This window comes from Streptomyces sp. NPDC048258 (genome assembly GCF_043201995.1).
In the GTDB taxonomy this organism is placed as follows: Bacteria; Actinomycetota; Actinomycetes; order Streptomycetales; family Streptomycetaceae; genus Streptomyces.
In genome coordinates this window covers 264,023-288,184 of the sequence record NZ_JBICZH010000006.1, presented here as the reverse complement: position 1 = coordinate 288,184, position 24,162 = coordinate 264,023, and the positions used below count along the sequence as shown (strand labels likewise).

Below are 24,162 nucleotides of genomic sequence, written 5' to 3'. Positions count from 1 at the left end.
GCACGGCGGACCGGCCGACCTGACAGACTCCCGGATGACCCCGCGCACCGGCCTGACCGGCTCATACAGTTGGGGACATGACAGAGATCGCGACCCGCGCCGCCACCGCCGAAGCCATCTACGACGCCCCCGGCAGCCTCATCACGCTGCTCACGGACACGGCCGAACTCACCTGCAACACGGCCACCTTCGACGAGGGCGCAGCCGGGGCCCCGGTCCACTTCCACACCAAGGCCACCGAGTTCTTCCACGTCACCGCCGGGCGACTCGACGTCCTGGTCGGCGACGAGATCCAGACCCTCGACGCCGGCGACTTCATCGCGATCCCGCCGGGCGTCAAGCACGCCTTCGCCCCCGCCGCGGGCCACACGGCCAGCGTCTTCGTCGGCTTCACCCCCGGCATGGGCCGCTTCGACTACTACCGCCTCCTCGGCCGGGTGAACGCGGGCGAGGCCACCGTCCAGGACATCAAGGACAGCTCGTCGACGTACGACAACCACTACGCGGAGAGCGCCGCCTGGAGCGGCCGCCGCCGCAGCGCGGAGCCGTAGGTCACGTCCGCGTCGAGGCGCCGCAGCTCCTCCGAGATCAGCTCGGCACCGCTGCGGATCTTCAGGGCCACTTTGCGGTCGGGGCTCCCCGGGAGCATCAGGGTGGCCAGCGCGCCGGCGGGCCGGTCGATCCGGATCTCGCCGTCCGTGGTCTGCAGCGCCACCCGGGTGATCACCGGGCCCTCGCTCGCCACCCGGGCCACCGGCGTGCCGAGCCGGTCCTCCAGCCAGCGCGCCAGCAGCTCGGCGCTCGCGTTGTCGGGCTCGCTCTCCACCGTCGCGCCGGTCACCGGCAGCGGCTTCTGGTCCAGGGCGGCGGCCAGCAGGGCCCGCCACGGCGTCAGCCGGGTCCAGGCCAGGTCGGTGTCGCCGGGCTGGTACCCGGCGGCCCGCTCGTCGAGCACGCCGACCGGGTCGGCGGCCTCGGCCGCGTCCGTGATGCGGCGCTGCGCGAGCGCGCCCAGGGAGTCCTTGGCCAGGTCGGCGGGGGCGTCGGTCGGCCACCACGCCACCACGGGCGCGTCCGGCACCAGCAGCGGCAGTACGACCGAGCCGGCCTGACCGGTCAGCTCCCCGTGCAGGCGCAGCAGCATGGTCTCCCCGGTGCCGGCGTCCGAGCCGACGCGCAGTTCGGCGTCGAGCCGGGTCGCGCGGAGCTTGTGCGAGCCCCGGGAGGTCCGCTTGATCACCGCGATGATGCGGCACGGGTGTTCGCGCGAGGCCTCGGAGGCCGCGCGTACGGCGTCGTAGGCGTTCTCCTCGTCGGTGACGACCACCAGGGTCAGCACCAGTCCCGTGGTGGGGCTGCCGATGGCCCGGCGGGCTTCGAGCAGGGCCCGGTTGATCTTGCTGGACGTGGTGTCGGTGAGTTCGGTCCGCATGGCACGAGTCTGTCAGCGCGCACCCTTGTCCGGGCACCCGGTTCGCTCGATTCCGCCTCGAACGTCGCTCCCGGGCCGCCCCCGGGCCGCCCCCGCGTCATCTGCGCCGCCGGGCCGTCCCGAAGACCGAGCGCGAGATCTCCCGGCCCAGCTGCGTCCCGATCGACCGGGCCAGCGAGCGGAACAGCCCGCTCCCCACCACCTGCTCGGCCAGCGAGGGATCCGGCTTCGGGGCGCTGCGCGCGGCCCGCTCCGCCGCCTTGCCCTGCTTCTCGGCCTCGGTGGCCGCCGCGGCCGCCTCCGCCTGCGCCTCGGCGGCGGCCTGCTCGGCGCTGATCTTCTCGTACGCCGACTCGCGGTCGACCGGCTCCGCGTAGCGCGGGTACAGCGGCGAGGACTTCACGGCCTGCTCCAGCGCGGCCGCCTCGATCGGCCCCATCAGCGACTGCGGGGCGCGCAGCCGGGTCGCCGCGACCGGGGTCGGGGCGCCGTTCTCGCTGAGCACGGTGACGACCGCCTCGCCGGTGCCCAGCCGGGTGAGCAGCTCCTCCAGGTCGTACTCGGACTTGGGGAAGGTCCGCACCGTCGCCTTCAGCGCCTTCGCGTCGTCGGGGGTGAAGGCGCGCAGCGCGTGCTGCACGCGGTTGCCGAGCTGGGCGAGCACGTCCGAGGGCACGTCCTTGGGGGTCTGCGTCACGAAGAAGACGCCCACGCCCTTGGAGCGGATCAGGCGCACCGTCTGGGTGATGGAGTCGAGGAAGGCCTTCGAGGCGCCGTTGAAGAGCAGGTGCGCCTCGTCGAAGAAGAAGACGAGCTTGGGCTTGTCCACATCGCCGACCTCCGGCAGGTCGTGGAAGAGGTCGGCCAGCAGCCACATCAGGAAGGTGGAGAAGAGCTGCGGCTTGTCCTGGACCGCCGGGAGTTCCAGTACGGAGACCAGCCCGCGCCCGTCCGCGGCCGTCCGCAGGAACTCGCTCGTGTCGAACTCCGGCTCGCCGAAGAACTCCGCGGCCCCCTGCTGCTCGAAGGCGGTCAGTGCCCGCAGGATCACCCCGGCCGTCACCGTGGACAGCCCGCCGATGCCCTTGAGCTCCGGCTTTCCCTGGTCGGAGACGAGGAAGGCGACGACCGCGCGCAGGTCCTTGAGGTCGATCAGCTCCAGGCCCTTGGTGTCGGCGTAGTGGAAGATCAGGCCGAGCGACTGCTCCTGCGTCTGGTTGAGCTGGAGCACCTTCGACAGCAGCACCGGGCCGAAGCTCGTCACGGTGGAGCGGACCGGGATGCCGGGGCCGATACCGCCGAGCGAGTAGAACTCGCCGGGGAATCCGGTGGCCTCCCACTGCTGGGCAACGTCCGCGGCCCGCTCCTCGGTCTTCCCGCTCGACGCGCCCGGGGCGGAGATCCCCGAGACGTCTCCCTTGATGTCCGCGAGGAAGACCGGGACGCCGTTCGCCGACAGCTGCTCGGCGATGAGCTGGAGGGTCTTGGTCTTGCCGGTGCCGGTGGCACCCGCGACCAGCCCGTGCCGGTTGAGCATCGGCAGGGGGATGCGGATCTGGTGGCCGGGCAGGCAGGCGCCGTCCCAGAGCAGGGCCCCCAGGTCGAGCGCGGGTCCGGTGAAGGCGTACCCCGCGGCGATCTTGCCGGCCGGGCCCGTCTGATCCGCCGGGACGGCGGCGTCGGTGCTCTCGCTCATGCGTCACTCCCGAATTGACCCCGTCCGCCACTTTTGCACCCGCGCTGCGAGGCTGCGCCCGCAGGGCCCGGCCCGGTAGGCTTTCCGTGTGATCTTCAAGCGCATCGGTAACGGAAAGCCGTACCCCGACCACGGCCGGGAAAGCACCCGGCAGTGGGCGGACGTCGCGCCGCGCCCGGTCCGGCTCGACCAGCTGGTGACGACCAAGGGGCAGCTCGACCTCGAAACGCTGCTCGCCGAGGACTCCACCTTCTACGGCGACCTCTTCGCGCACGTCGTCAAGTGGCGGGGCGACCTCTACCTGGAGGACGGGCTGCACCGCGCCGTGCGCGCGGCCCTGCAGCAGCGGCAGGTCCTGCACGCCCGCGTCCTCGAGATGGACTGACGCTTCGGCCTCGGTACGGACCGCGGTACGGCCCTCGGTACGGCCCTCGGTACGTACCGCGGACGGGCCGCGGACGGACCTCGGGGACGGGCTCGGGACGGACCGCCGCTTCGCGTAGATTGCGCCTTTCGGGTCACCATTGACCTATCAGCAGATCATTTAGTAGGCATCGTCGGCGGGCGGCACTACGCTGCGCCCATGAGCATGCTCACTCCCCCCGGCATGGGCGGAAAGTACCGCGTCACGGGAGCCGCCTACCCCCGCATGAGCCGTAAGCGGAGCCGCCGTCGGATCGTCTTCGCCGTGCTCGGCTCGGTCCTCGCGCTGGCCCTGCTCGGCTACGGGGCCCTGCAGCTCATCGACGTGTTCCAGGGCGACAGCCCCAAACGGAATACCGCCGCAGGGGCCAAGGACTGCCCGACCACGGCTGCCAAGGACGGCTCCAAGGCCGGCCCCGAAGCAGCCACGGCCGCCTCCGCGACGGCGAAACCGGCGGTCGTGCTGCCCAAGCCCGGCGACATCACCGTCAACGTCTACAACGCGACCCCGCGCGCCGGGCTCGCCAAGGCCGTCGGCGACGAGCTGGCCAAACGCGGCTTCGCCATCGGCAACGTCGGCAACGCCCCGGCCGACTTCGACAAGAAGGTCCCCGGCACCGCGATACTGCTGGGCTCCCCCGCCACCGACAAGGCCGCCTTCTCCGTACTGGGCACCCAGCTCGTCGGCGCCACCCAGCAGACCGACGCCCGCGAAACCGCGGACATCGACCTGATCCTTGGCGACGCCTTCAAGGAGCTGAGTACGAAGGAGGACGCGGACAAGGCGCTGGCCGTACTGGCCAACCCCGCGCCCGCGCCCACCGGGAAGTGCTGATCGAGCCGGAGAACTACTCCGCGGATCCGTACATGCGGTCGCCCGCGTCACCCAGGCCCGGGACGATGTAACCGTGCTCGTTGAGCCGCTCGTCCACCGCGGCCGTCACCACGGTCACCGGCGTGCCCGCCAGCTCGCGCTCCATGATCTCGACGCCCTCGGGCGCCGCCAGCAGCACCACGGCCGTGACGTCGTCGGCGCCGCGCTTGATCAGCTCCCGGATCGCCGCGACGAGCGTGCCGCCGGTGGCCAGCATCGGGTCGACGACGTAGACCTGCCGCCCGGAGAGGTCCTCCGGCATGCGCGTCGCGTACGTGGAGGCCTCCAGGGTCTCCTCGTTGCGGACCATGCCCAGGAAGCCCACCTCGGCCGTCGGCAGGAGCCGCACCATGCCGTCGAGCATGCCCAGGCCGGCGCGCAGGATCGGCACGACCAGCGGACGCGGGTACGAGAGCTTCACACCGGTGGTCGGGCCGACCGGGGTCTCGATGTCGGCCTGCTCGGTGCGCACGTCCCGGGTGGCCTCGTACGCGAGCAGGGTCACCAGCTCGTCGGCGAGCCGCCGGAAGGTGGCGGAGTCGGTGCGCTTGTCGCGCAGGGTGGTGAGTTTGTGCGCCACCAAGGGGTGATCGACGACCTGCAAACGCACAACATCCTCCAAAACTCGGCCTGCGACCTGCAAAAACGGCCGCACGACGCGACCTGCACCCAAAAGGCTACGCGCTGACGCGGCTCCTTCGTGTCCGAAGCCCCGGGCACGCCCGCAGCGGCCTGCGGATGCGACCCGCGCGGACGCCCAGCACGCTGGACTGATGAGCAACGCACCGGTGATCGCGGCCGTCGACGGATCCGACCACAGCCTCAGGGCCCTGGAGTGGGCCCGGGCCGAGGCGGTACTGCACGGTGCGGGGCTGCTGATCGCCCACGTACTGCCCGACCACGCCCAGTTGTATGCGGGGCGCCGGTCCGCACTGCACGACGCCTCGGAGCCGGAGGAGTTCGCCGACCCGGTGGGCGACCGGATCCGGACCCTGCTCGGCGGCCGCTCCGAGCTGCCCGAGGGGATCCGGTACGAGTCCCTGGAGGGCTCCGTCCCCGAGGCGCTGCGGGTGATCGGGGCGGAGGCCCGGATGCTGGTGATGGGCTCCCGGGGGCGGGGTGGCTTCGCCAGCCTGCTGCTCGGCTCGAACAGCCGTGCCGTGGCCTCCACGGCGCCGTGCCCGGTGGTGGTGGTCCCGCACGCGGAGCGGAGCGCGGGGGAGGCCACCGCGGAGCAGTCCGCCGGGCGGGTGGTGCTCGGCCTGCACGCCGCCGAGACGCCCGACGACGTACTGGCCTTCGCGTTCGCGGAAGCGGCCGTGCGGGGGACCACCGTCCAGGTGGTGTCCGCGTACGCCATCCCCCCCGCGCCGACCCTGGTGATCGACAGTCCGTTCGCGGTGATACCGCCGGAGGGGCTGGCCGACGACGGGGACGCCGTGCCCGCCGAGCGGGAGATGCTGCGGTCCCAGACGGAGCGGCTGGCGCCCTTCCGCACCCGGTACCCGGACGTCCCGGTCGAGCAGGCCGCCGTGCCCGGGGACGCGGCGGGCCGGCTGGTCACCGCCTCGCGGTCGGCGGCGCTGGTCGTGGTGGGCCGCCACCACCCGCGCCGCACCGCCATGTCGCTGCCGATCGGCTCGGTGGCGCACGCGGTGCTGCACCACGCGCACGGCCCGGTGGCCGTGGTCCCGACACTGTCGGACGACGTCTGACCTGCACGGGGGTGGCATCAAACGGCCCGTCCGGGGGAAGGTGGGTGCAGGGGGAACGACCGACCAGCCTGGGGTGGTGGCCGATGCCCGACACGCAGCCGAGCGACGACGCGCCGGAGACCGCGGCGCAGCGCCGAGCGCGCCGCGCGCAGTTCCTGCGCGACCTGATGGAGGCGCGCGCGCTGCGCGACCGCGTCCAGCCCCGCCGCGCCCGCGCGGCCCGCATGCGCCAACAGATGCGCATGCGCACCTTCCGCTGGTAGCCCACCCGGGGGCTCCGCCCCGGACCCCGCGCCCCTGGCGCCGGCACATCCAGCCCCGCCCGGCGTGGGAGGCGCGGGTCCGGGCAGAGCCCGGGTAGCCCGGCGCAGCGGCACCGCACCCCCGGCCCCGGCCCCGACGGCCACCGCGACACGGCCGGGGCGCGCCCGGCGCGGAGGGACGCCGGAACGGGGCCCGGCCAGGGGCCCGGACCCGTACGGCACCGCCGCCCCGCACCCCCCGTCCGAGCCGCGCAGCGCACGGCACGGGACGACGCAAGCGCGGAAGACCTCTCGCAAAGCCGCTGTTTCTGCCACGATGCCGATTGGGCGGGGTACGGATGGCGAGCACGACAGCCGTTCGACCCCAACCTCCGGCCGGGGGGACCTCCAACCGGCACGCCTAAGACCAGTGGGAGAGTCACGGTGTATTTCGCCGCACTGCTCGCGCGCACCGAAGACGGGTGGGAAGCGAGCGACATGGAACTCGACGACGTCGAGTCCCTCAGTGATCTGATCGATCTCGCCCGTTCCGCCGCTGTCGACGACGACACGGTGGTCGCCCTCATCGAGCAGGAGGACGCCTGGTTCGGCGTCGTCCGCGTGGACGGCGAGGAGGACCCGCGGTACTTCGTATCGAACGCATCCGCGGCCGCCCGCAGCTCCTACGGCTCGATGCTGACCAAAGAGCTGCTGGGCAGCGACGAGGAGGACGACGAACTCGACGAACTGGACCTGGACGGCACCGAGGACGGCGAGGAGGAAGCACTCGCCGCCTTCACCGACGAGGACGACGACGAGGACGAGGCGGGCGGGACCGGCGCGGAGCCGGTACCGGCCGGTCCGCTCGGCGACCCCCGACTGCTGGACGACCTCGGGGTGACCCACAAACAACTGATGACCCTGGACGGGGACGCCCTCTCGGAGATCGCCGACTCGCTCGGCGCAACCGAGGTCCTGGAGGCCGTCCGCTAGTGATCCACACGCACGACGCGCACACCACCGATCCCGTACGGGATCCCTGGCGGGACTCCATGCGCCTGGCGCTCCAGGAGGCCGCCCGGGCGGTGCCGGCCGGCGATGTGCCGGTCGGCGCCGTCGTGCTCGGCCCGGACGGCGCAATCCTCGCCACCGGGTACAACGAGCGCGAGGCGACCGGCGACCCGACGGCGCACGCCGAGGTGGTGGCGCTGCGCCGGGCCGCCGCCGCGCTCGGGGAATGGCGGCTTCCGGGGTGCACCCTGGTGGTGACCCTGGAGCCGTGCGTGATGTGCGCGGGCGCCCTCGTACAGGCGCGCGTCGCCCGGGTCGTCTACGGCGCGGACGACGAGAAGGCGGGCGCGGCCGGCTCGCTCTGGGACCTCGTACGGGACCGCAGGCTCAACCACCGGCCCGAAGTGATCCGCGGCGTCCTGGCCGCGGAGTGCGCGCGGCAGCTGACGGATTTCTTCCGCGACCTGTGACGACGGCCGCCCGCAGGGGCCGGCAGCCGCCTCGGGATGCCGATTTCGGCGAATGCACCTCCTTAGGCTAGGATCCATCTCGGTAGTGTGTCCGAGTGGCCGAAGGAGCTCGCCTCGAAAGCGAGTATGGGGCAACCCATCGGGGGTTCAAATCCCTCCACTACCGCTCCGATCGAAAGCCCCGCCCCGCAAGGGTCGGGGCTTTCGGCGTTCGTGCAGCTCCCGTACGAACGCCGTACGGCCCCCGCACGGCTCCGATCCGGCTCCGATCCGGCTCCGATCCGGCTCCCGTCCGGCGGACAGCCGCGTGACCGCCCGCCCCCTCGGCCGTTGTCACGGCATGACCAAGACCCAGCGCATGCTCGCCGCCTTCGCCCTCGCGGGGGCCGCCGCGGGCCTCGCCGCACCCGCCGCCTCCGCCGCGCCCATCGCGCCCCTCACGCTCCCGGACCTCCCGACGGCCGCCCCCGGCATGCCCGCCGGGGCCCAGCCGGCCTCCGTCGAGGAGATCGGCGGGAAGCTCGGCGAGGGAGCCAACCAGCTCAACCAGCTGATGGAGCTGCCGAACCAGCTCGCGCCCGTGATCGCCCCCGTACAGCCCCTCACGGACCTCCTCGGCGCCGTGCAGTAGCCGCGGCGGCGCCGAGGGGCGGGAAACGCGAAGAAGGCCCCGACCGAGGTCGGGACCTTCCACGTGTGGGACGGGGGAAGCGGCATCGGGGGGACAAGCCACTTCCCCCGACGAGGACGGAACCTGCCAGTCCGAGCCGCGGTCAGGGGGAAGCTCGCGGCCCGGACCCCGCAGTGAGGCCCTGTCCCTCACCCACCGGTTTCCTGCCAGAACCGGTGGGCTCGCACCAATCCTGCGCCCTCCGCAAACGCCGACACCCCGGCAAAGGACCCGGAGTAACGGGTCATTGGTCCTTAAAGGGCGGGTGAGTGTCCAAACCTGACCGGTTAGACTCACCCGACTTTGCAGGACCGGTTGGGGAGGCCGTCACCGCTCATGGACACCAAGAAGCTCATCACGGGTGCCCTCACCGTCTTCGTCCTCTTCGTGATCATCACCCAGCCCAAGCGGGCGGCCGAGATGGTGGGAATAGGTTTCCAGGGCATATCGGATGCCGCATCCGGCATCGGCGAGTTCATGACCGAACTGGTGCGCTGAACCCGTACGCTGAAGCGGCTTCCGGACTTCCCGGCCCCCCACTCCGACGGGTGGGGGGCTTTTTGCATACCCATCACTAGGCACAATGCCCCAATATGCCCAACTTGCCCTCAACACGGTGATATACGGTGCTTGCACACAGTGCACATGTCTTGTGATGCTATGACCGCTTTTGACGGATGAGTTGACTGAAGGGGTGGCGTGACCGTGCCGGCCAGTACTGCGCCTCAGGTGCCACCCCAGCAGGACCCCCAGGTACCGCCCCAGCATGAACCCCAGCACGAGCCCCGGCAGGAGCCCCGGCAGGAGGCGAACAAAGGTGCGATCAATGGGGCGGGCAAAGGAGAGGGCGGAGGAGAGGGCGAAGGAGCGGCCCAAGAGGCGGCCCAGGAGGAGCCCCCGCCCGCTCCGGTCCCCCCGAGACCGCCCAGCCGGGGCGCGGACACCCGGGCCCTCACCCAGGTCCTCTTCGGGCAGCTGAAGGGCCTGGAACCGGGCACCAGCGAGCACAACCGGGTACGCGGGGCCCTCATCGAGGCCAACCTCCCGCTCGTGCGGTACGCGGCCGCCCGCTTCCGCAGCCGCAACGAGCCGATGGAGGACGTGGTCCAGGTCGGCACCATTGGCCTGATCAACGCCATCGACCGGTTCGACCCGGACCGCGGCGTGCAGTTCCCGACGTTCGCGATGCCGACCGTCGTGGGCGAGATCAAGCGTTACTTCCGCGACAACGTCCGCACCGTCCACGTACCGCGCCGCCTCCACGAGCTGTGGGTACAGGTCAACGCCGCCACCGAGGACCTCACCACCCTCCACGGCCGCACCCCGACCACCCCCGAGATCGCCGAGCGGCTGCGCATCAGCGAGGACGAGGTCCTCTCCTGCATCGAGGCCGGACGGAGCTACCACGCAACCTCGTTGGAGGCCGCACAGGAGGGCGACGGCATGCCCGGCCTCCTCGACCGGCTCGGCTACGAGGACCCGGAGCTGGCCGGGGTCGAACACCGCGACCTGGTCCGCCACCTCCTCGTACAACTGCCCGAGCGCGAACAGCGGATCCTGCTCCTGCGGTACTACAACAATCTGACGCAGTCGCAGATCAGCGCCGAGCTGGGGGTATCCCAGATGCACGTCTCCCGGCTCCTCGCCCGGAGCTTCGCCCGACTGAGATCCGCAAACAGGATCGAGGCGTAACCGGAACGAGTGGAGATCATCCACACGTTTCCCGACAGAACGGGGCTGATCCCCTTCTGACCTCTTCTGTCGCTGGAGATATATGTCGACTTGGCGCTACAGCGTGTTGCCGACATGTGACATTCTGCTTGAACCGCGTTTGCCGCAGCCCCGCCTCCGGTATTCAGGTGGAGGCTGCGTTCCTCCGACGGACGCGCCGCACGCGACCGTCCGCGACCTCAAGGGGGTGGCATGTCCGTAGACCAGGGCAGCTCCAAGGTGCTCACGCTCGTCAAGAGCGCGACTCCGGCAGTGTCCGACCGCTCGGAAGCCATCGACACCCGCACCCTCTCCCGCTCCCTCTTCCAGCGCCTTGCCGCCCTGGACGCGGACAGCCCCGACCGGGCGTACGTACGCGACACCCTGATCGAGCTGAACCTGCCCCTGGTCCGGTACGCCGCCGCCCGGTTCCGCAGCCGCAACGAGCCGATGGAGGACATCGTCCAGGTCGGCACCATCGGCCTGATCAAGGCGATCGACCGGTTCGACTGCGAACGCGGCGTGGAGTTCCCGACGTTCGCGATGCCGACCGTCGTGGGCGAGATCAAACGATTCTTTAGGGACACCTCCTGGTCCGTCCGCGTCCCGCGCAGGCTCCAGGAGCTGCGTCTCGCGCTGACCAAGGCCAGCGACGAGCTCGCCCAGAAGCTGGACCGCTCGCCGACCGTGCCGGAGCTCGCCGCCGTCCTGGGCGTCTCGGAGGAGGACGTGGTCGACGGTCTCGCCGTCGGCAACGCCTACACCGCCTCCTCGCTCGACTCGCCCTCCCCCGAGGACGAGGGCGGCGAGGGCTCGCTCGCGGACCGCCTCGGCTACGAGGACACCGCGCTCGAAGGTGTCGAGTACCGCGAGTCGCTGAAGCCGCTGCTCGCCAAACTCCCGCCCCGGGAACGGCAGATCATCATGCTGCGGTTCTTCGCGAACATGACGCAGTCGCAGATCGGCGAGGAGGTCGGCATCTCCCAGATGCACGTCTCCCGGCTGCTCACCCGTACCCTCGCGCAACTGCGCGTAGGACTCATCGGCGAGTGACGGGGCGCCGCGGGGTTCCCAATTGACGGAGCGTCAGTAAAACTGGCGCGATGCGAACGGGATCCCGTACGGCCACCCCGGCTGCCCTCCTCGCCCTGTGCTGCACGGCCGCCGTCGGCCTCACCGGCTGCGGCGGCCCGGCACGGGACGGCTATGTCGCCGTGGGCGCCGCGGCCCCGGGCCCCGAACGGGGCGCGGGGGAGAACGTGGCGCCGCGGGGCCGGGTGGAGTTCCAGCAGCTCGGCGGCCCGTCCGCGGCGGGCGGCTCCTCCGTGTCGTCCAGTACGTCGGCCAGTACGCCCGGGTCCGAGCCGCTCGGCGGCTCCGCCCGGGGCGGAGCGACGACCCCCGGCCCCGGCGGCTCCGGACGCGCGCCCGGAATCCCGCCCGGTGCGGGGCCGTCCACCATCCCACCCGGTACCCCGGCCATCCCGGGCACCCCTGGCTCGCCGAACACGCCGTCCGGCCCGTCGAGCCCGCCCACCAAGCCCGGCACGACACCTCCGGCGCCCCCGGCGACCCCGGCGAAGCTGACGCTGTCCACCCCGGTCAGGGCGGCCGCCGCCGACCGCTGGTGCGAGCGGGTCACCGTCTCCTTCACCAACACCGGGACCACCGCGGCCCGTTCGGGCACGGTCAGCTTCGCGACCCACATCATCGGCGCCCTCGGCATCGACTGGGCCACGATCACCACCACCCAGCCGCTCCCCGCGCCGATCGCGGGCGGGACCGCGAAGACCCAGACCTACACGGTGTGCGTGGAGGCCTGGCGGGTGCCGCTGGGCATGCACGTGGACACCCAGAAGGTCACGGCCACCTGGAACTGAGCCCGCGCGGGGGCGGGATCCGGGGGCGGGATCCGCGGACGGGATCCGGGGGCGGGGTCCGCGGACGGGATCCGGGGACGGGGTCCGCGGACGGGATCCGGGGACGGGGTCCAGGGACGGTGTCAGTGCAGGACGACCCACAGGGCGGCGCCGAAGACGAGCACGAGGGCGATGCCCACCCCGAGCCACACGCCCTTCTTGGAGCCGGCGGCCTGCTGCTGCTCCTCCTCGCGGCGCTGGCGACGCGAGCCGGTGGGCGTCTGCCGGGCCGGCGCGGCCTCCTCGACGAAGGCACGGAACATCTGGGTGCTGCCCGCGGGGTCGTAGTTGCCCTCGGGGACCTGTGAGTTGTGGTTGTCAGCCATGGGGCAGGACCCTAGCCGGTTTTCCGATTCCTTTACCGCCCCACCCCCGAGATTCATTTGCCTGTAGCAACCATCTGCTTCTATGGTTGCTCTAAGCAACAAGATGGGGGGACGGCCGGTGACCACTCGGTACGAGGAGCTGGCCAGCCGGCTCACAGGGATCGGCGCGGTCAAGCGCGAGCTCGCCCGCGCCCTGCCTTCGGACTGTCCGCCCGGCGCGGCCGCCGTCCTCACCGTGCTCGACCGGCACGGGGAGATGCGGCTGAGCCGGCTGGCCGAGCTCATGGCCGTCGACATCTCGGTGACCAGCCGGCACGTCGCCCACGTCGCCGAGCGCGGCTGGATCGGGCGGGAGACCGACCCGGGGGACGGCCGCTGCCGGATCCTGCGGCTCACCCCGGCCGGGCACGCGCTCCTCGCCGAGCTGGGCGCCCGGTACACGGCCGCGCTGGAAACGGCGCTGGCCGACTGGTCCGCCCAGGACATCGACGTGCTCAACACCCTGCTGGCCCGACTCCGATCGAGCTTCTAGACAAAGGAAAGACATGGCCAAGTCGGAGACGACGCCCGACGGCACGTCCACCGCGACGCCCACCACGCCGTCCGCGCCCCCATCCGTGCCCCTGTCCGTGACCCCGCCCATGCCCCCGTCCGTAACCCCGCCCATGCCCCCGCCCATGCCCCCGCCCATGACCCACCCGCAGATCATGAAGGCGCTGTCCGGGCTGATGCTCGGCATGTTCGTGGCGATCCTGTCGTCCACGATCGTCTCCAACGCCCTGCCCCAGATCATCAGCGACCTCGGCGGCACCCAGTCGTCGTACACGTGGGTGGTGACCGCGGCCCTGCTGTCGATGACGGCGGCCACCCCGCTGTGGGGCAAGCTCTCCGACCTCTTCAGCAAGAAGCTGCTGGTCCAGATATCCCTGGTGATCTACGTCCTCGGCTCCGTGGTCGCCGGCATGTCCCAGAACACCGGCATGCTGATCGCCTGCCGTGTGGTCCAGGGCATCGGCGTCGGCGGCCTGTCCGCCCTCGCGCAGATCGTGATGGCCGCGATGATCTCCCCGCGCGAGCGCGGCCGGTACAGCGGATACCTCGGCGCGGTGTTCGCCGTCGCCACCGTCGGCGGTCCGCTGCTGGGCGGCGTCATCACCGACACCGAGTGGCTGGGCTGGCGCTGGTGCTTCTACGTCGGCGTGCCCTTCGCGGTCATCGCGCTGATCGTCCTGCAGAAGACGCTGCGGCTCCCGGTGGTGCGCCGCGACGTCAAGGTCGACTGGCTGGGCGCCTTCCTGATCAGCGGCGCCGTCTCGCTGCTGCTGATCTGGGTCACGCAGGCCGGTGACTCGTACGACTGGATCTCCTGGACGACCCTGGCCATGACCGGCGGTGCCGTCGCGCTCGGCGTGCTCTTCGTCCTCGTCGAGTCCCGGGCGAGCGACCCGATCATCCCGCTGCGGCTGTTCCGCAACAAGACCATCACCCTCGCCTCGGCGGCCTCGCTGTTCGTGGGCATCGCGATGTTCTCGGGCACCGTGTTTTTCAGCCAGTTCTTCCAGCTGGCCCGGGGCGAGTCCCCCACGATGTCCGGAGTCCTCACGATTCCGATGATCGGCGGACTCTTCGTCTCCTCCACCGTTTCCGGTCTGGTGATCACCAAGACCGGTAGGTGGAAGGCCTGGCTCGTCTCCGGCGGTGTGCTGCTGACGGCAGGCCTGGGGCTGCTGGGCACCCTGCGGTACGACACCCCGTACTGGCACATCGCGGTCTACATGGCGCTGACCGGCCTCGGCCTCGGCATGATGATGCAGAACCTGGTCCTCGCCACCCAGAACCAGGTGGCCCCCGAGGACCTGGGCGCGGCCAGCTCGGTCGTCACCTTCTTCCGCTCGCTCGGCGGCGCCATGGGCGTCTCGGCGCTCGGCGCGGTGATGGCGCACCAGGTCACCGGGTACGTGAAGGACGGCCTGGCCGCTCTCGGCCCGAAGGCCGCGGCGCTCGGCCACGGCGGCACGGGCGGCGGCGCCATCCCGGACCTCGACAAACTGCCGGCCCCGTTCCGTACGGTCATCGAGTCGGCGTACGGGCACGGCGTCGGCGACGTCTTCCTCTACGCGGCCCCCACCGCGCTGCTGGCGCTGCTGCTCTGCCTGTTCATCAAGGAGGTCGCGCTGAAGTCGAAGCCCGCGGCCCACGCCCCGGCGGCGGCGTCCACCGAGGCTCCCGCCGTCGAGCCCGCCCCCGCGCCCGCCAAGGCGCCGGCCAAGGCCTAGTCACCTCCTAAGCGGTGGCCTTCGCCTCGATGCCCGCGATCAGGACGTCGAGGGCGAGACAGAAGTCGCCCTCGGGCGCCCGCCGGGCCGTACCCCCGCAGCCGTGCAGGAACTGCGAGACGGCCAGGTGGGCGCCGGTCCGGGCGGGGTCGGTGAGGCCCGTGGCGTCCAACAGCCGCTGGAGGGCGGCGTCGAAGGCCCGGGCGTGCGGGCCGATGTTCGGATAGGCGGCGGTGAGCGGGGCCACCCAGGGGTGGTCCGCCAGCAGCCGCCGGTAGCCCCGGGCCAGCGCCCGCAGCCGGCCGGGCCAGCCCTCCGGCGCCGGTCCGGCCGACAGGGCCAGCTCGCCCAGGGCCCGGTCCAGGGCGAGTTCGAGCAGATCGTGCTTGGTGTCCACGTACCAGTACAGGGACATCGCGGTGACCCCGAGCCCGGCGGCGAGCCGCCGCATCGAGAACCGGGCCAGTCCCTCGGCGTCGAGCATCCGCACGGTGGCGGCGGTGATCCGCTCCCGGTCCAGCCCGGAGGGCGCCTCGCTGCGGCGTCTGGCGGGTGCGGCGGGCCTGGCGGCCAGCCACACGCTGGACTCGACCGGGAGCGGATCACCGGAATCAGCCGCGGTCGCCATGGAGGCACCCTCCTCACGCCAGGTGGATCAGCCCGGAATGCCCGGTCCGCCCTCTTGATGCTAGGGGGTGCCTTGCCGATCGGGCCGGATCAGGACGTCACGTCCGCCGCGTGCGACGCCGGATCAGGGCGTGGGAGCCGTGAGGTCGTAGACGGTGGCTCCGCCCAGCGTGGACGCCTTGAACGTGGCCTTCACCCAGCTTTCGATGGCGCTGCTGGTGCCGCCGCCCGGGCCGCCCTGCCTCATCCCGCCGACGGCCTCGGCGGATGTTCCGCCTTGGCCACCGGCCTGGCCACCGGCCTGGCCGCCTCCCTCGCCGCTTCCCTGGCTGATGAACCAGTGGATCCGGCCGTCCTTCACGTACTGCTTGAACTGCTCCAGAGTGGGCGAGGGATCACTGCCGTTGAAGCCACCGATGGGCATCACGGGCACACCGGAGGCGAGTTGGTAGCTCGCCGCGTTCTGCGAGCCGACGGCTGCCGCCGCCCAGGTGTACTTTCCGGCATCGGCCCGCAGGGCCGCCTTGGCCTCGGCGCCGACCTGGGTGCCGCCCAGCAGGCCACCGGGCCCGCCCTGGCCACCACCGGCGCGCTCCGTGCCGCGCCCGTCCTGACCGGCCGGGGCTCCCGCACCACCCGGGACGCCGCCCTGGCCGCCCTGACCGGGCGGCATGCCGCCCTGCGGCGGGGTGTTGCCGCCCTGCGGGCCGCCCTGCTGCGCACCACCGGGGCCGCCCTGCGGCATCTCACCGGCCGCGCCGGCGCCCCGCATCATCCCGCCGGGTCCGCCCCGGCCGCCCGCCACCGCCGGTCCGGCGGTCACGATCGAGCCCGCGTGCCCGGTGTCCACGGTGGTCAGGCAGTACGCGAACGGGCCCGCCAGCGCAGCGCCCAGCCCCAGCGCCGCGGTGGCCAGCAGCACCCGTCGCCCGGCCCGCGCGACGAACGGCAGCACGGCCGCGGCGAGCAGACCGCCCACCAGGACCGCCCAGCGCAGCCACGGAAGATAGCCGGTGGCGCGGCCGAGCAGGACGTACGACCAGACGGCGGTCAGCGCGAGCGTCCCGGACAGGGTGAACAGCGCGGCCCGGGAGCCCCGCTCCTCCCACAGCACGGCGACGCCCATACCGATCAGCGCGGCCACGAACGGCGCCAGCGCCACGGTGTAGTACTCGTGGAAGATGCCCTGCATGTAGCTGAAGACCACGGCGGTGATCAGCAGCGAGCCGCCCCAGGCCAGGAAGGCCGCACGGGCCATGCCCTCCAGCGAGTCGGTGGCCCGGCGGGCCCGCCAGGTGACCACCAGTCCGGCCACGAGCAGGACCAGGGCGGCGGGCAGCAGCCAGGAGATCTGACCGCCGATGTTGGCCGAGAAGAGCCGGTCGATGCCCGTCTCACCCCAGCCGCCGCCACCGCCGCCACCGCCGCCACCGCCGGCGCGTCCGCCACCGCCGACGCTGCCCGTCTCGTTGCCGTTGATCCGCCCCAGGCCGTTGTAGCCGAGCGTGAGTTCCAGGAAGGAGTTGTTCTGCGAGCCGCCGATGTAGGGGCGCGAGGAGGCGGGCCACAGTTCGACGACGGCCACCCACCAGCCGCCGGCCACCACCATCGCGAGCCCGGCGAGCAGCAGCTGTCCCAGGCGCCTGCGCAGCCGGGTGGGCGCGCAGACGGCGTACAGGACGGCGAGCGGCGGCAGGATGACGAAGGCCTGGAGGGTCTTGGTGAGGAAGGCGAAGCCGACCGCGACACCGGCCCAGAGCAGCCAGTCGGTGCGTGCCCCGTCGAGGGCGCGCAGGACGCAGTACACGGTGACCGTGAGCAGCAGGGTCAGCAGCGCGTCGGGGTTGTTGAAGCGGAACATCAGCGCGGCGACGGGCGTGAGCGCGAAGGCGGCGCCGCTCAGCAGCGCGGCCGCCGGCCCGAACTGCCGCCGTACGGCGGCGTACAGCACACCGGTCGTCGCGACGCCCATCAGGGCCTGCGGGACGAGGATCTGCCAGGAGCCGAGCCCGAACAGCCGGACCGACAGCATCATCGGCCACAGGGCGGCCGGGGGCTTGTCGACGGTGATGGAGTTCCCGGCGTCGGAGGAGCCGAAGAAGAAGGCCTTCCAGCTCTCGCTGCCCGCCTGTACGGCGGCGGAGTAGAAGGAGTTGGCGTAGCCGGAGGAACCCAGGTTCCACAGCAGCAGGACGGCCGTGGCGACCAGCAGCCCGGCGAGGGCGGGCCGTTCCCAGAGGGGCCGGTCGGCGGCATGGCGGCCGGTACGGGCCCGGGCCTCGGGGACCGGGAAGAGCGGAGTCGCTGCGGTGGTCATCGGTTGTCGTCCTTCACGGGAGTGTCGCGCCGCTCGGGGAAGACCCAGGCGCGGAAGAGCAGGAACCGCAGCACGGTGGCGGCGAGGTTGGCGGTGATCAGGACGGCCAGTTCGGTGCTGTGCGCGGGTGCGGCCGCGGCCGCACCGAGGGCGGCGAGGGAGCCGCTGGTCAGAGCGAGCCCGATGGCGAACACCACCAGCCCCTGGGCCTGGTGACGCACGGCCCGGTCCCGGCCGCGCACTCCGAAGGTGAGCCGGCGGTTGGCGGCGGTGTTGGCGACGGCGGAGAGCAGCAGGGCCGCGCCGTTGGCGACCTGCGGGCCCGCTCCGGTGCGGAAGGCGGAGTACAGCAGCAGGTAGAGCAGGGTGGACAGGGCACCGACGGCGCAGAAGCCGAGGAGCTGGCGGGCCAGCCCGCCGTCCACGCCGGGCAGCGCGGTGCGGTCGCGCGGGTCGTCGCCGAAGGGGCGGGCGAACCGGTCGAGGGGGAGCGCGCCGACTGCCAGCGCCCGGCCCACCCGCCACACGCCCTTGAGGTCCTCGGTGGCGGTCTTGACGATGTGGACGGTGGAGTCGGGGTCGTCGACCCAGTCCACCGGCACCTCGTGGATCCGCAGCCCGGCCCGCTCGGCGAGCACGAGCATTTCGGTGTCGAAGAACCAGCCGGTGTCCTGCACCAGGGGCAGCAGACGCTCGGCGACCTCCCGCCGGATGGCCTTGAACCCGCACTGGGCGTCGCTGAAGCGGGCGGCGAGCGAGGAGCGCAGCAGGAGGTTGTAGGCGCGGGAGACGAACTCCCGCTTCGCTCCCCGCACCACCCGGGAGGACCGGGCGAGCCGGGTGCCGATGGCGAGGTCGGAGTGGCCGGAGATCAGCGGGGCGACCAACGGCAGCAGGGCGTTGAGGTCGGTGGAGAGGTCCACGTCCATGTACGCCAGGACCGGTGCGTCGGAGCCGGACCAGACGGTGCGCAGGGCCCTGCCCCGGCCCTTCTCCTCCAGCCGGGTGCTGCGTACGCCGTCCAGGGCCGCGGCGAGCCCACGCGCGACCTCGGGGGTGCGGTCGGTGCTCGCGTTGTCGGCGACGGTGATCCGGAAGGGATAGGGGAAGGTGCGGGTGAGGTGCTCGTGCAGCCTGCGCACGCACGGTCCGAGGTCTTTCTCCTCGTTGAAGACCGGGATCACCACGTCGAGGACGGGCTCGCCGGGCACGGGCGCGAGGGGCGCGCGGGCCGGAAGGGCCCCGGGAGAGGCGTCGATTGGCATGTACCGACACTCGCCGGGCGGCCTGTCACCGCTGTGTGATGAGCCTGTGCCCCGTCTGTGAGTCCGTCTGTGAATCTGTCCGTGAGTGCGCCTTCGCGTCCGTCCGGGAGTGCGCTTGCGCGTCCGTCCGGGAGTGCGCCCGTGAGTCCGTCTGCGCATGGGGCAGCAGGACCTCGAAGCAGGTCCGTCCGGGCTCGCTGCGCACGCCGACCCGTCCGCCGTGCGCGGTGACCACGGCCTGGACGATGGCGAGCCCCAGTCCGGTGGAGCCCGCTGCCCGGGAGCGGGAGGCATCACCGCGGGCGAACCGCTCGAAGACATGGGGGAGCAGGTCGGGCGGAATGCCGGGCCCGTCGTCCTCGACCCGTAGCCGGACGGCGGAAGTTTCACGTGAAACATGCGCGGTGACGGTGGTGCCGGGCGGGGTGTGGGTCCGGGCGTTGGCGAGGAGGTTGACGAGGACCTGCTGGATACGGGCCGGGTCGCCGCGCACGGGCGCGGGTTCGTCGGGCAGGCGCAGCCGCCAGTGGTGCTCGGGGCCGGCGGCCCGGGCGTCGCTGACGGCGTCGACGACGAGCGGGGCCAGGTCGGTGTCGGTGTCGCCGGTGGAGAGGGGGCGGCCCGCGTCGAGCCTGGCCAGCAGCAGCAGGTCCTCGACCAGGCCGGTCATGCGGGTGGCCTCGGACTCGATCCGGCCCAGGGCGTGCCGGGTGTCGGGACCCGGCTCCTCCCGTCCCCGGCGGGTCAGTTCGGCGTAGCCGCGGATGGAGGCCAGCGGGGTGCGCAGCTCGTGGCTGGCGTCGGCGACGAACTGCCGGACCCGCATCTCGCTCTGCTGACGGGCGGTGAGTGCGGACGAGACGTGGCCCAGCATCCGGTTGAGGGCCGCGCCGACCTGGCCCACCTCGGTGCGGGGGTCGGCCTCGGCATCCCGGACCCGCTCGTGGAGCGCGGGCTCGCCGCTGTGCAGGGGGAGCTCGGAGACCCGGGTGGCGGTGGCGGCCACCCGGCGCAGCGGGCGCAGGGCGACCCCGACCAGTGCCTGCCCGGCGAGGGAGGCCGCGATCAGCCCGGCGAGGGTGACGCAGACCTCCACCGCGATCAGGGTGTTCACGGTGGAGTCGACCTCGTGCAGCGGGAAACCGAGGACGAGGCTTCCGTCGGGCGCGGACTGCACCCTGTACGCCCCGAGTCCCGGCAGGCTCAGGTTCACGGGTGCGCCGCGGCCCTGCCCGGCCGTGCCGACGGCCTTGGCGAGGACCGCGGTCTGGGCCGCGGTGAGAGCCTGGCGCTTGCTGGGCTCGGGGTCTTCTGCGCGCACGTTGCGGTCGGCCCCGAACACCTTGCCGTCGGAGTCGATGCGGAAGCCGACGGCACCCAGCGGGGTGCCGGGGCCCAGGACGGACTTCCCGTCCCTGATCGCCTTCTGCATGCCGGGAGGCGAGGCGGCCATGTCGACCGAGATCCGCAGCTGCTCGTCGAGCTTGTCGACCAGGTACGAACGCAGGGCGAGTGTGGTGACGGCCCCGATGGCCGTGCCCACCACGGCGATCAGTGCCACCGCCGAGACGACGAGCCGGGTCCGCAGGGACCAGGGGCGGCGTGGCCGCTTCAGGCGGAGGGCCACTACTCGGCCGGCTTGATCAGATAGCCGGCGCCTCGCCGGGTGTGGATCATCGGCGCCATCCCCGGCCCGCTCTCCAGCTTCCGCCGCAGGTAGGAGATGTACAGCTCGACCACATTGGCCTGGCCGCCGAAGTCGTAGGACCACACCCGGTCCAGGATCTGCGCCTTGCTCAGCACGCGGCGCGGGTTGCGCATCAGGTAGCGCAGCAGCTCGAACTCGGTGGCGGTCAGGTGGATCTCCCGGCCGCCGCGGACCACCTCGTGGCTGTCCTCGTCGAGCCGCAGGTCGCCGACGGCGAGTACCGAGCCGCCGCGCGCGGCCTGCGCCGCGCCCGAACGCCGGACCAGGCCGCGCAGCCGGGCCACGACCTCCTCCAGGCTGAACGGCTTGGTGACGTAGTCGTCGCCGCCCGCCGTCAGGCCCGCGATGCGGTCCTCCACGGAGTCCTTGGCGGTCAGGAAGAGCACGGGGACCTGGGGGATCTCCCGGCGCAGCTGCCCCAGGACGGCGAGCCCGTCCATGTCGGGGAGCATGATGTCGAGGACGACGACGTCCGGCCGGAACTCGCGCGCCGCCCGCACCGCACCGGCCCCGTCACCGGCGCTGCGGACCTCGCAGCCCTCGTAGCGCAGGGCCATGGACAGCAGCTCGGAGAGTGAGGCCTCGTCGTCGACGACGAGGACCCGGCAAGCTCCGCCGTCGGGCCGCACCAGGGCCGTGGGGTTGCTGGTGGACGTGGACGCGTGAGAGGTGGTCGTCGCAGTCATACGGCCACGCTGTACGGCGCCTCTGAGAGCGATCTTGTCCCTACCTGTGAATTTCCTGAGAAACGCCGCTCAGCCGTCGAGCCGGAACAGGCGGGCTCCGTTGTCGTGGCAGACGGCCCGCAGCCAGTCGTCGCCGAGGCCGAGCCGTTCGAGGGCGACGAGCTGGTGCTCGTAGGGGTAGGGAATGTTCGGGAAGTCGGTGCCGAACAGGATCCGGTCGCCCAGGTCGGCGAGCCGCCCCCGATCCCCGGGCGGGAAGCCGCGGATCCTCTCGGAGAAGTCGGTGAACGCCATGGTGGTGTCGAGGCGCACCTCTGCGTAGCGGTCGGCGAGGTCGAGGAAATCGGCGTACTCGGGCATGCCCATGTGGGCGACGATCAACGGCAATCGCGGGTGGCGGGCCAGCAGCCGGGCGATCGGCTCGGGCCCGGTGTACTTGCCCGGGGCGGGCCCGGACCCGCAGTGGACCACGGTCGGGACGCCCGCCTCGGCGAGCAGCCCCCAGACGGGGTCGAGCCGGTCGTCGTTCGGGTCGTAGCCACCGACCTGGAGGTGCGATTTGAAGACCCGGGCCCCGGCGTCGAGGGCCCTGCCGACGTACGCGGCCACGCCCTCCTCCGGGAAGAAGGTCGCCGTGTGCAGGCAGTCAGGTGTCCGGGCGGCGAAGTCGGCGGACCAGGCGTTGAGCCAGGCGGCCATCGCCGGCTTGTGCGGGTAGAGCATGGCGGTGAAGGCCCGGACCCCGAACTCCCGCAGGAGCGCGACGCGCTGCCCCTCCTCGTGCCGGTAGGTGATGGGCCACTCGACACCGGTCAGCGGGCCGATCGCGTCGAAGTAGTCCCAGACCTTGTCCAGGACCCGCTCGGGCATGAAGTGCGTGTGGACGTCCACCAGTCCGGGCAGCCCGAGCCGCTCCCGGAAGGCGCGGACCGCCTCAGCCGTTGCGTGCAAAGCCGTGGCTCCGCTCGACGGTCGCGACGTGCAGGGTGTAGCTCTCGTACCAGTCGTCGCGGCCCTGCTTCATGGCCGCCTGGTGCTCCAGGTCCTCCCGCCATACGGCAAGGGACTCGTGGTCACGGAAGTAGGCGACGGTGATGCCGAGACCTCCCGGGGTGCGGGCGGACTCGTAGCCCAGGAAGCCGGGATTCTCCGCGACGATCTCGTTCATCCGGGCGAGGGTCTCCGGGTATCCGCGGTCGTCGGAGGAGCGGACATTGCTGAAAACGGCCATGACATACGGCGGTTCGAAGGCCGGTACCGGCTGGATGCTCATGCCCACCACCCTCGGCGGCGAGCCCCTGGCATGTCCACCGGAATCGGCCCCGGAAGGTCAACGGGATCCAAGTTTTGACCATGACGGGCCCTGCCCGGCACCGCCCGGCACCGCCCGGCACCGCCCGGCACCGCCCGGGACCGCCCGGGACCGCCCCAGGTGAGACTCCTCAGAACAGCCCGTCCTGCTCGGCCGGCGGCTGCGCGGCGACGGGTGGGACCACCGCCACCGGCACGGTCGTCACGGCCTCGTCCCCCGGGGCGGCGAGTTCCCACCCGGCCAGCAGCCGGGTGTCCACCACCAGCCCGTCCGCGAGGTGCAGATCGGGGCCGGCCGCGCCCGCCAGCCGGCCCACGACGGCCCCGCCGGGCACCATCTCGGTGATCACCCGCGCGGGCGCGGGCAGCCCGTCCAGCCCGAACGGTCCTGCGTGGTCGGCGACTTCGCACTCCACCCGCTCCAGCGACTCCGGCCACCCGGGGAGCGCGGCGGCCAGGGCGTGCAGCTCGGCGACCTCCCGGGCCCGGTCGGGCGCGGCCGGCAGCTGCGCCCGTACGGCGCGCTTTCGGGCGTACGGAATCCGGTCGGGCACCCCGAGGGCCGCCCGCAACAGCTCCTCGGTGCGCCGGGTGGCCATGAGCGGCCCGCGCCCCAGCCAGGCCCAGGCCACGGCCCCCTGCTCCAGCAGCCGGGCCGAGCCACGCTCCTCGGCGGTGATGCCGACCTTGACCATCCCAGGCCCGAACCACGCCAGGTAGACGCGGTAGGTGCGCGGATCGGCGGCATTGGTGTCGGCGGCCACCGAGAACGACCGGTCGAGGCGCGCGCATTCGGGGCACTGCGCGTTCCCGGCGCGACCGGGCACGGTGGCGCCGGTGGGGCAGGGCGTCCGCTTCCCGGCCCGCCGCACGCCGAGGCAGCGCCGCTCCGCCCGGGCGACGAAGGCCAGCCGCTGCCCGTACGCGAGCACGCTGGCCCGCTCGCCGCGCCCCTCCCCGTACCAGCCGATGGCGGGGCGGCCGTCGTTCCACCGGATCCCGGTGCACCACCAGCTCACAGCGGGAGCGGCCGCTCGAAGAAGGTGTCCAGGACGACGGTGGCGTGCGTACCGCTGACCCCGTCGATCGCGTAGAGCCGCCGCAGGACGTCCTGCAACTGCTCGGTCGAGGCCGTGCGCACCTTGACCATGACGGACGCGCTGCCCGCGATGATGTGCGCCTCTTGGATCTCGGGGATGGCGGCGAAAGCTGCGGCGGACTCACCCATCCAGGCATTGGAGTCGACCATCACGTAGGCGAGCACCCCGCTGCCGACGGCCGCCGGGTCGACCTCGACGGTGGTCCGCCGGATCACCCCGCGCTCGCGCAGTTTGCGGACGCGTTCGTGCGTGGCCCCGGCCGAGAGCCCCACGGCCGCGCCGAGGGCGGCGTACGACTGGCCGGCGTCCTCCTGCAGGCGCAGGACGAGCGCCCGGTCGATGTCGTCCACTCGATCTTCCTCCCATGGGCCGGTCGGCCCTTGC

The 24,162-nt window shown here is 72.4% G+C and carries 27 protein-coding genes and 1 tRNA gene; 15 read left to right on the top strand and 13 right to left on the bottom strand.

Annotated elements, in window-relative coordinates; all coding sequences use genetic code 11:
- The first annotated feature begins 77 nt into the window (after positions 1–77).
- A complete protein-coding gene (locus tag ACGFYQ_RS17120) occupies positions 78–551 on the top strand; it encodes a cupin domain-containing protein (RefSeq protein ID WP_393744543.1) in 474 nt (157 codons plus the stop codon).
- Here ACGFYQ_RS17120 and opcA read toward each other — a convergent pair.
- Positions 500–1,432: a glucose-6-phosphate dehydrogenase assembly protein OpcA gene (opcA, locus tag ACGFYQ_RS17115; RefSeq protein WP_393744541.1), complete on the bottom strand. Its 933-nt coding sequence runs from the start codon at positions 1,430–1,432 to the stop codon at positions 500–502. The genes ACGFYQ_RS17120 and opcA overlap by 52 nt on opposite strands.
- A gap of 97 nt (positions 1,433–1,529) precedes the next feature.
- Positions 1,530–3,128 carry a helicase HerA-like domain-containing protein gene (locus ACGFYQ_RS17110; RefSeq protein WP_393744539.1) on the bottom strand — a complete coding sequence of 533 codons (1,599 nt, stop codon included), beginning with the start codon at positions 3,126–3,128 and terminating at the stop codon, positions 1,530–1,532.
- 88 nt (positions 3,129–3,216) lie between these two features.
- On the opposite strand from ACGFYQ_RS17110, the gene ACGFYQ_RS17105 reads away from it, so the two are divergent.
- Positions 3,217–3,513 carry a type II toxin-antitoxin system VapB family antitoxin gene (locus ACGFYQ_RS17105; protein WP_017240525.1) on the top strand — a complete coding sequence of 99 codons (297 nt, stop codon included), beginning with the start codon at positions 3,217–3,219 and terminating at the stop codon, positions 3,511–3,513.
- A gap of 198 nt (positions 3,514–3,711) precedes the next feature.
- Complete coding sequence (locus ACGFYQ_RS17100) at positions 3,712–4,386, top strand: LytR C-terminal domain-containing protein (protein ID WP_393744537.1); 675 nt, start codon at positions 3,712–3,714, stop codon at positions 4,384–4,386.
- A gap of 13 nt (positions 4,387–4,399) precedes the next feature.
- Here the strand turns inward: ACGFYQ_RS17100 and upp are convergent, their stop codons facing one another.
- Positions 4,400–5,035, bottom strand: coding sequence for a uracil phosphoribosyltransferase (upp, locus tag ACGFYQ_RS17095; protein WP_393744535.1), 636 nt, complete (start codon positions 5,033–5,035; stop codon positions 4,400–4,402).
- A gap of 163 nt (positions 5,036–5,198) precedes the next feature.
- Here upp and ACGFYQ_RS17090 point away from each other — a divergent pair, with 163 nt between their 5' ends.
- From ACGFYQ_RS17090 to ACGFYQ_RS17045, 10 genes are all read left to right on the top strand, one after another.
- A complete protein-coding gene (locus ACGFYQ_RS17090; protein ID WP_393744533.1) occupies positions 5,199–6,140 on the top strand; it encodes a universal stress protein in 942 nt (313 codons plus the stop codon).
- Between the two features lie 44 nt (positions 6,141–6,184).
- A complete protein-coding gene (locus tag ACGFYQ_RS17085) occupies positions 6,185–6,403 on the top strand; it encodes a hypothetical protein (protein WP_393744531.1) in 219 nt (72 codons plus the stop codon).
- Positions 6,404–6,826: 423 nt separating this feature from the next.
- The gene (locus ACGFYQ_RS17080; RefSeq protein ID WP_393744529.1) at positions 6,827–7,375 is read left to right on the top strand and encodes a hypothetical protein; all 549 of its coding nucleotides are present in this window, start codon (positions 6,827–6,829) and stop codon (positions 7,373–7,375) included.
- 59 nt (positions 7,376–7,434) lie between these two features.
- A complete protein-coding gene (tadA, locus tag ACGFYQ_RS17075) occupies positions 7,435–7,863 on the top strand; it encodes a tRNA adenosine(34) deaminase TadA (protein WP_393744710.1) in 429 nt (142 codons plus the stop codon).
- An 81-nt stretch (positions 7,864–7,944) separates the two neighbouring features.
- Positions 7,945–8,029: transfer RNA gene (locus ACGFYQ_RS17070), tRNA-Ser, on the top strand.
- A gap of 174 nt (positions 8,030–8,203) precedes the next feature.
- The gene (locus ACGFYQ_RS17065; protein ID WP_393744527.1) at positions 8,204–8,494 is read left to right on the top strand and encodes a hypothetical protein; all 291 of its coding nucleotides are present in this window, start codon (positions 8,204–8,206) and stop codon (positions 8,492–8,494) included.
- A 375-nt stretch (positions 8,495–8,869) separates the two neighbouring features.
- Positions 8,870–9,031, top strand: a complete 162-nt coding sequence (locus ACGFYQ_RS17060; protein WP_215014193.1) for a hypothetical protein — start codon at positions 8,870–8,872, stop codon at positions 9,029–9,031.
- A gap of 207 nt (positions 9,032–9,238) precedes the next feature.
- Entirely contained in the window at positions 9,239–10,225 is a 987-nt protein-coding gene (locus ACGFYQ_RS17055) for an RNA polymerase sigma factor SigF (protein WP_393744525.1), read from the top strand.
- A gap of 231 nt (positions 10,226–10,456) precedes the next feature.
- Positions 10,457–11,296: an RNA polymerase sigma factor SigF gene (locus ACGFYQ_RS17050; RefSeq protein ID WP_362389641.1), complete on the top strand. Its 840-nt coding sequence runs from the start codon at positions 10,457–10,459 to the stop codon at positions 11,294–11,296.
- Between the two features lie 50 nt (positions 11,297–11,346).
- Positions 11,347–12,123: a hypothetical protein gene (locus tag ACGFYQ_RS17045; RefSeq protein ID WP_393744522.1), complete on the top strand. Its 777-nt coding sequence runs from the start codon at positions 11,347–11,349 to the stop codon at positions 12,121–12,123.
- 122 nt (positions 12,124–12,245) lie between these two features.
- Here the strand turns inward: ACGFYQ_RS17045 and ACGFYQ_RS17040 are convergent, their stop codons facing one another.
- A complete protein-coding gene (locus ACGFYQ_RS17040) occupies positions 12,246–12,488 on the bottom strand; it encodes a hypothetical protein (RefSeq protein ID WP_393744520.1) in 243 nt (80 codons plus the stop codon).
- A 103-nt stretch (positions 12,489–12,591) separates the two neighbouring features.
- Between ACGFYQ_RS17040 and ACGFYQ_RS17035 the strand changes: the two genes are divergently transcribed.
- Together ACGFYQ_RS17035 and ACGFYQ_RS17030 are read left to right on the top strand one after the other, a co-directional pair.
- Positions 12,592–13,020 (top strand): MarR family winged helix-turn-helix transcriptional regulator, encoded by a 429-nt coding sequence (locus tag ACGFYQ_RS17035; RefSeq protein WP_393744708.1) that lies wholly within the window; start codon positions 12,592–12,594, stop codon positions 13,018–13,020.
- A 109-nt stretch (positions 13,021–13,129) separates the two neighbouring features.
- Positions 13,130–14,764, top strand: coding sequence for an MDR family MFS transporter (locus ACGFYQ_RS17030; RefSeq protein WP_393744706.1), 1,635 nt, complete (start codon positions 13,130–13,132; stop codon positions 14,762–14,764).
- Positions 14,765–14,771: 7 nt separating this feature from the next.
- Here the strand turns inward: ACGFYQ_RS17030 and ACGFYQ_RS17025 are convergent, their stop codons facing one another.
- The 9 genes from ACGFYQ_RS17025 to ACGFYQ_RS16985 all read right to left on the bottom strand — a co-directional run bounded on the left by ACGFYQ_RS17025 (position 14,772) and on the right by ACGFYQ_RS16985 (position 24,128).
- Positions 14,772–15,392, bottom strand: coding sequence for a TetR/AcrR family transcriptional regulator (locus ACGFYQ_RS17025; protein ID WP_393744518.1), 621 nt, complete (start codon positions 15,390–15,392; stop codon positions 14,772–14,774).
- 123 nt (positions 15,393–15,515) lie between these two features.
- Positions 15,516–17,708: a glycosyltransferase family 39 protein gene (locus ACGFYQ_RS17020; RefSeq protein ID WP_393744516.1), complete on the bottom strand. Its 2,193-nt coding sequence runs from the start codon at positions 17,706–17,708 to the stop codon at positions 15,516–15,518.
- On the bottom strand, positions 17,705–18,973 hold the full coding sequence (locus ACGFYQ_RS17015; RefSeq protein WP_393744514.1) for a glycosyltransferase: 1,269 nt from the start codon (positions 18,971–18,973) through the stop codon (positions 17,705–17,707). The genes ACGFYQ_RS17020 and ACGFYQ_RS17015 overlap by 4 nt, the downstream gene beginning before the upstream one ends.
- A gap of 25 nt (positions 18,974–18,998) precedes the next feature.
- A complete protein-coding gene (locus ACGFYQ_RS17010; RefSeq protein ID WP_393744512.1) occupies positions 18,999–20,600 on the bottom strand; it encodes a sensor histidine kinase in 1,602 nt (533 codons plus the stop codon).
- A complete protein-coding gene (locus ACGFYQ_RS17005; protein ID WP_393744510.1) occupies positions 20,600–21,367 on the bottom strand; it encodes a response regulator transcription factor in 768 nt (255 codons plus the stop codon). The genes ACGFYQ_RS17010 and ACGFYQ_RS17005 overlap by 1 nt, the downstream gene beginning before the upstream one ends.
- 69 nt (positions 21,368–21,436) lie before the next feature.
- On the bottom strand, positions 21,437–22,318 hold the full coding sequence (locus ACGFYQ_RS17000; RefSeq protein ID WP_393744508.1) for an amidohydrolase family protein: 882 nt from the start codon (positions 22,316–22,318) through the stop codon (positions 21,437–21,439).
- Entirely contained in the window at positions 22,302–22,640 is a 339-nt protein-coding gene (locus tag ACGFYQ_RS16995; RefSeq protein WP_393744506.1) for an antibiotic biosynthesis monooxygenase family protein, read from the bottom strand. The genes ACGFYQ_RS17000 and ACGFYQ_RS16995 overlap by 17 nt, the downstream gene beginning before the upstream one ends.
- Before the next feature lie 169 nt (positions 22,641–22,809).
- Positions 22,810–23,697, bottom strand: coding sequence for a DUF2797 domain-containing protein (locus tag ACGFYQ_RS16990; protein ID WP_393744504.1), 888 nt, complete (start codon positions 23,695–23,697; stop codon positions 22,810–22,812).
- The gene (locus tag ACGFYQ_RS16985; protein ID WP_393744502.1) at positions 23,694–24,128 is read right to left on the bottom strand and encodes an Lrp/AsnC family transcriptional regulator; all 435 of its coding nucleotides are present in this window, start codon (positions 24,126–24,128) and stop codon (positions 23,694–23,696) included. Before ACGFYQ_RS16985 ends, ACGFYQ_RS16990 begins: the two co-directional genes overlap by 4 nt.
- Positions 24,129–24,162 lie beyond the last annotated feature (34 nt).

Excerpts from the sequence above, each read along its gene's own strand:
- ACGFYQ_RS17120 (WP_393744543.1), top strand. The coding sequence starts at position 78 with ATGACAGAGATCGCGACCCGCGCCGCCACCGCCGAAGCCATCTACGAC.
- opcA (WP_393744541.1), bottom strand. The coding sequence starts at position 1,432 with ATGCGGACCGAACTCACCGACACCACGTCCAGCAAGATCAACCGGGCC.
- ACGFYQ_RS17110 (WP_393744539.1), bottom strand. The coding sequence starts at position 3,128 with ATGAGCGAGAGCACCGACGCCGCCGTCCCGGCGGATCAGACGGGCCCG.
- ACGFYQ_RS17100 (WP_393744537.1), top strand. The coding sequence starts at position 3,712 with ATGAGCATGCTCACTCCCCCCGGCATGGGCGGAAAGTACCGCGTCACG.
- ACGFYQ_RS17090 (WP_393744533.1), top strand. The coding sequence starts at position 5,199 with ATGAGCAACGCACCGGTGATCGCGGCCGTCGACGGATCCGACCACAGC.
- tadA (WP_393744710.1), top strand. The coding sequence starts at position 7,435 with ATGCGCCTGGCGCTCCAGGAGGCCGCCCGGGCGGTGCCGGCCGGCGAT.
- ACGFYQ_RS17065 (WP_393744527.1), top strand. The coding sequence starts at position 8,204 with ATGACCAAGACCCAGCGCATGCTCGCCGCCTTCGCCCTCGCGGGGGCC.
- ACGFYQ_RS17060 (WP_215014193.1), top strand. The coding sequence starts at position 8,870 with ATGGACACCAAGAAGCTCATCACGGGTGCCCTCACCGTCTTCGTCCTC.
- ACGFYQ_RS17050 (WP_362389641.1), top strand. The coding sequence starts at position 10,457 with ATGTCCGTAGACCAGGGCAGCTCCAAGGTGCTCACGCTCGTCAAGAGC.
- ACGFYQ_RS17045 (WP_393744522.1), top strand. The coding sequence starts at position 11,347 with ATGCGAACGGGATCCCGTACGGCCACCCCGGCTGCCCTCCTCGCCCTG.
- ACGFYQ_RS17040 (WP_393744520.1), bottom strand. The coding sequence starts at position 12,488 with ATGGCTGACAACCACAACTCACAGGTCCCCGAGGGCAACTACGACCCC.
- ACGFYQ_RS17035 (WP_393744708.1), top strand. The coding sequence starts at position 12,592 with ATGGGGGGACGGCCGGTGACCACTCGGTACGAGGAGCTGGCCAGCCGG.
- ACGFYQ_RS17030 (WP_393744706.1), top strand. The coding sequence starts at position 13,130 with ATGCCCCCGTCCGTAACCCCGCCCATGCCCCCGCCCATGCCCCCGCCC.
- ACGFYQ_RS17025 (WP_393744518.1), bottom strand. The coding sequence starts at position 15,392 with ATGGCGACCGCGGCTGATTCCGGTGATCCGCTCCCGGTCGAGTCCAGC.
- ACGFYQ_RS17020 (WP_393744516.1), bottom strand. The coding sequence starts at position 17,708 with ATGACCACCGCAGCGACTCCGCTCTTCCCGGTCCCCGAGGCCCGGGCC.
- ACGFYQ_RS17015 (WP_393744514.1), bottom strand. The coding sequence starts at position 18,973 with ATGCCAATCGACGCCTCTCCCGGGGCCCTTCCGGCCCGCGCGCCCCTC.
- ACGFYQ_RS17005 (WP_393744510.1), bottom strand. The coding sequence starts at position 21,367 with ATGACTGCGACGACCACCTCTCACGCGTCCACGTCCACCAGCAACCCC.
- ACGFYQ_RS16995 (WP_393744506.1), bottom strand. The coding sequence starts at position 22,640 with ATGAGCATCCAGCCGGTACCGGCCTTCGAACCGCCGTATGTCATGGCC.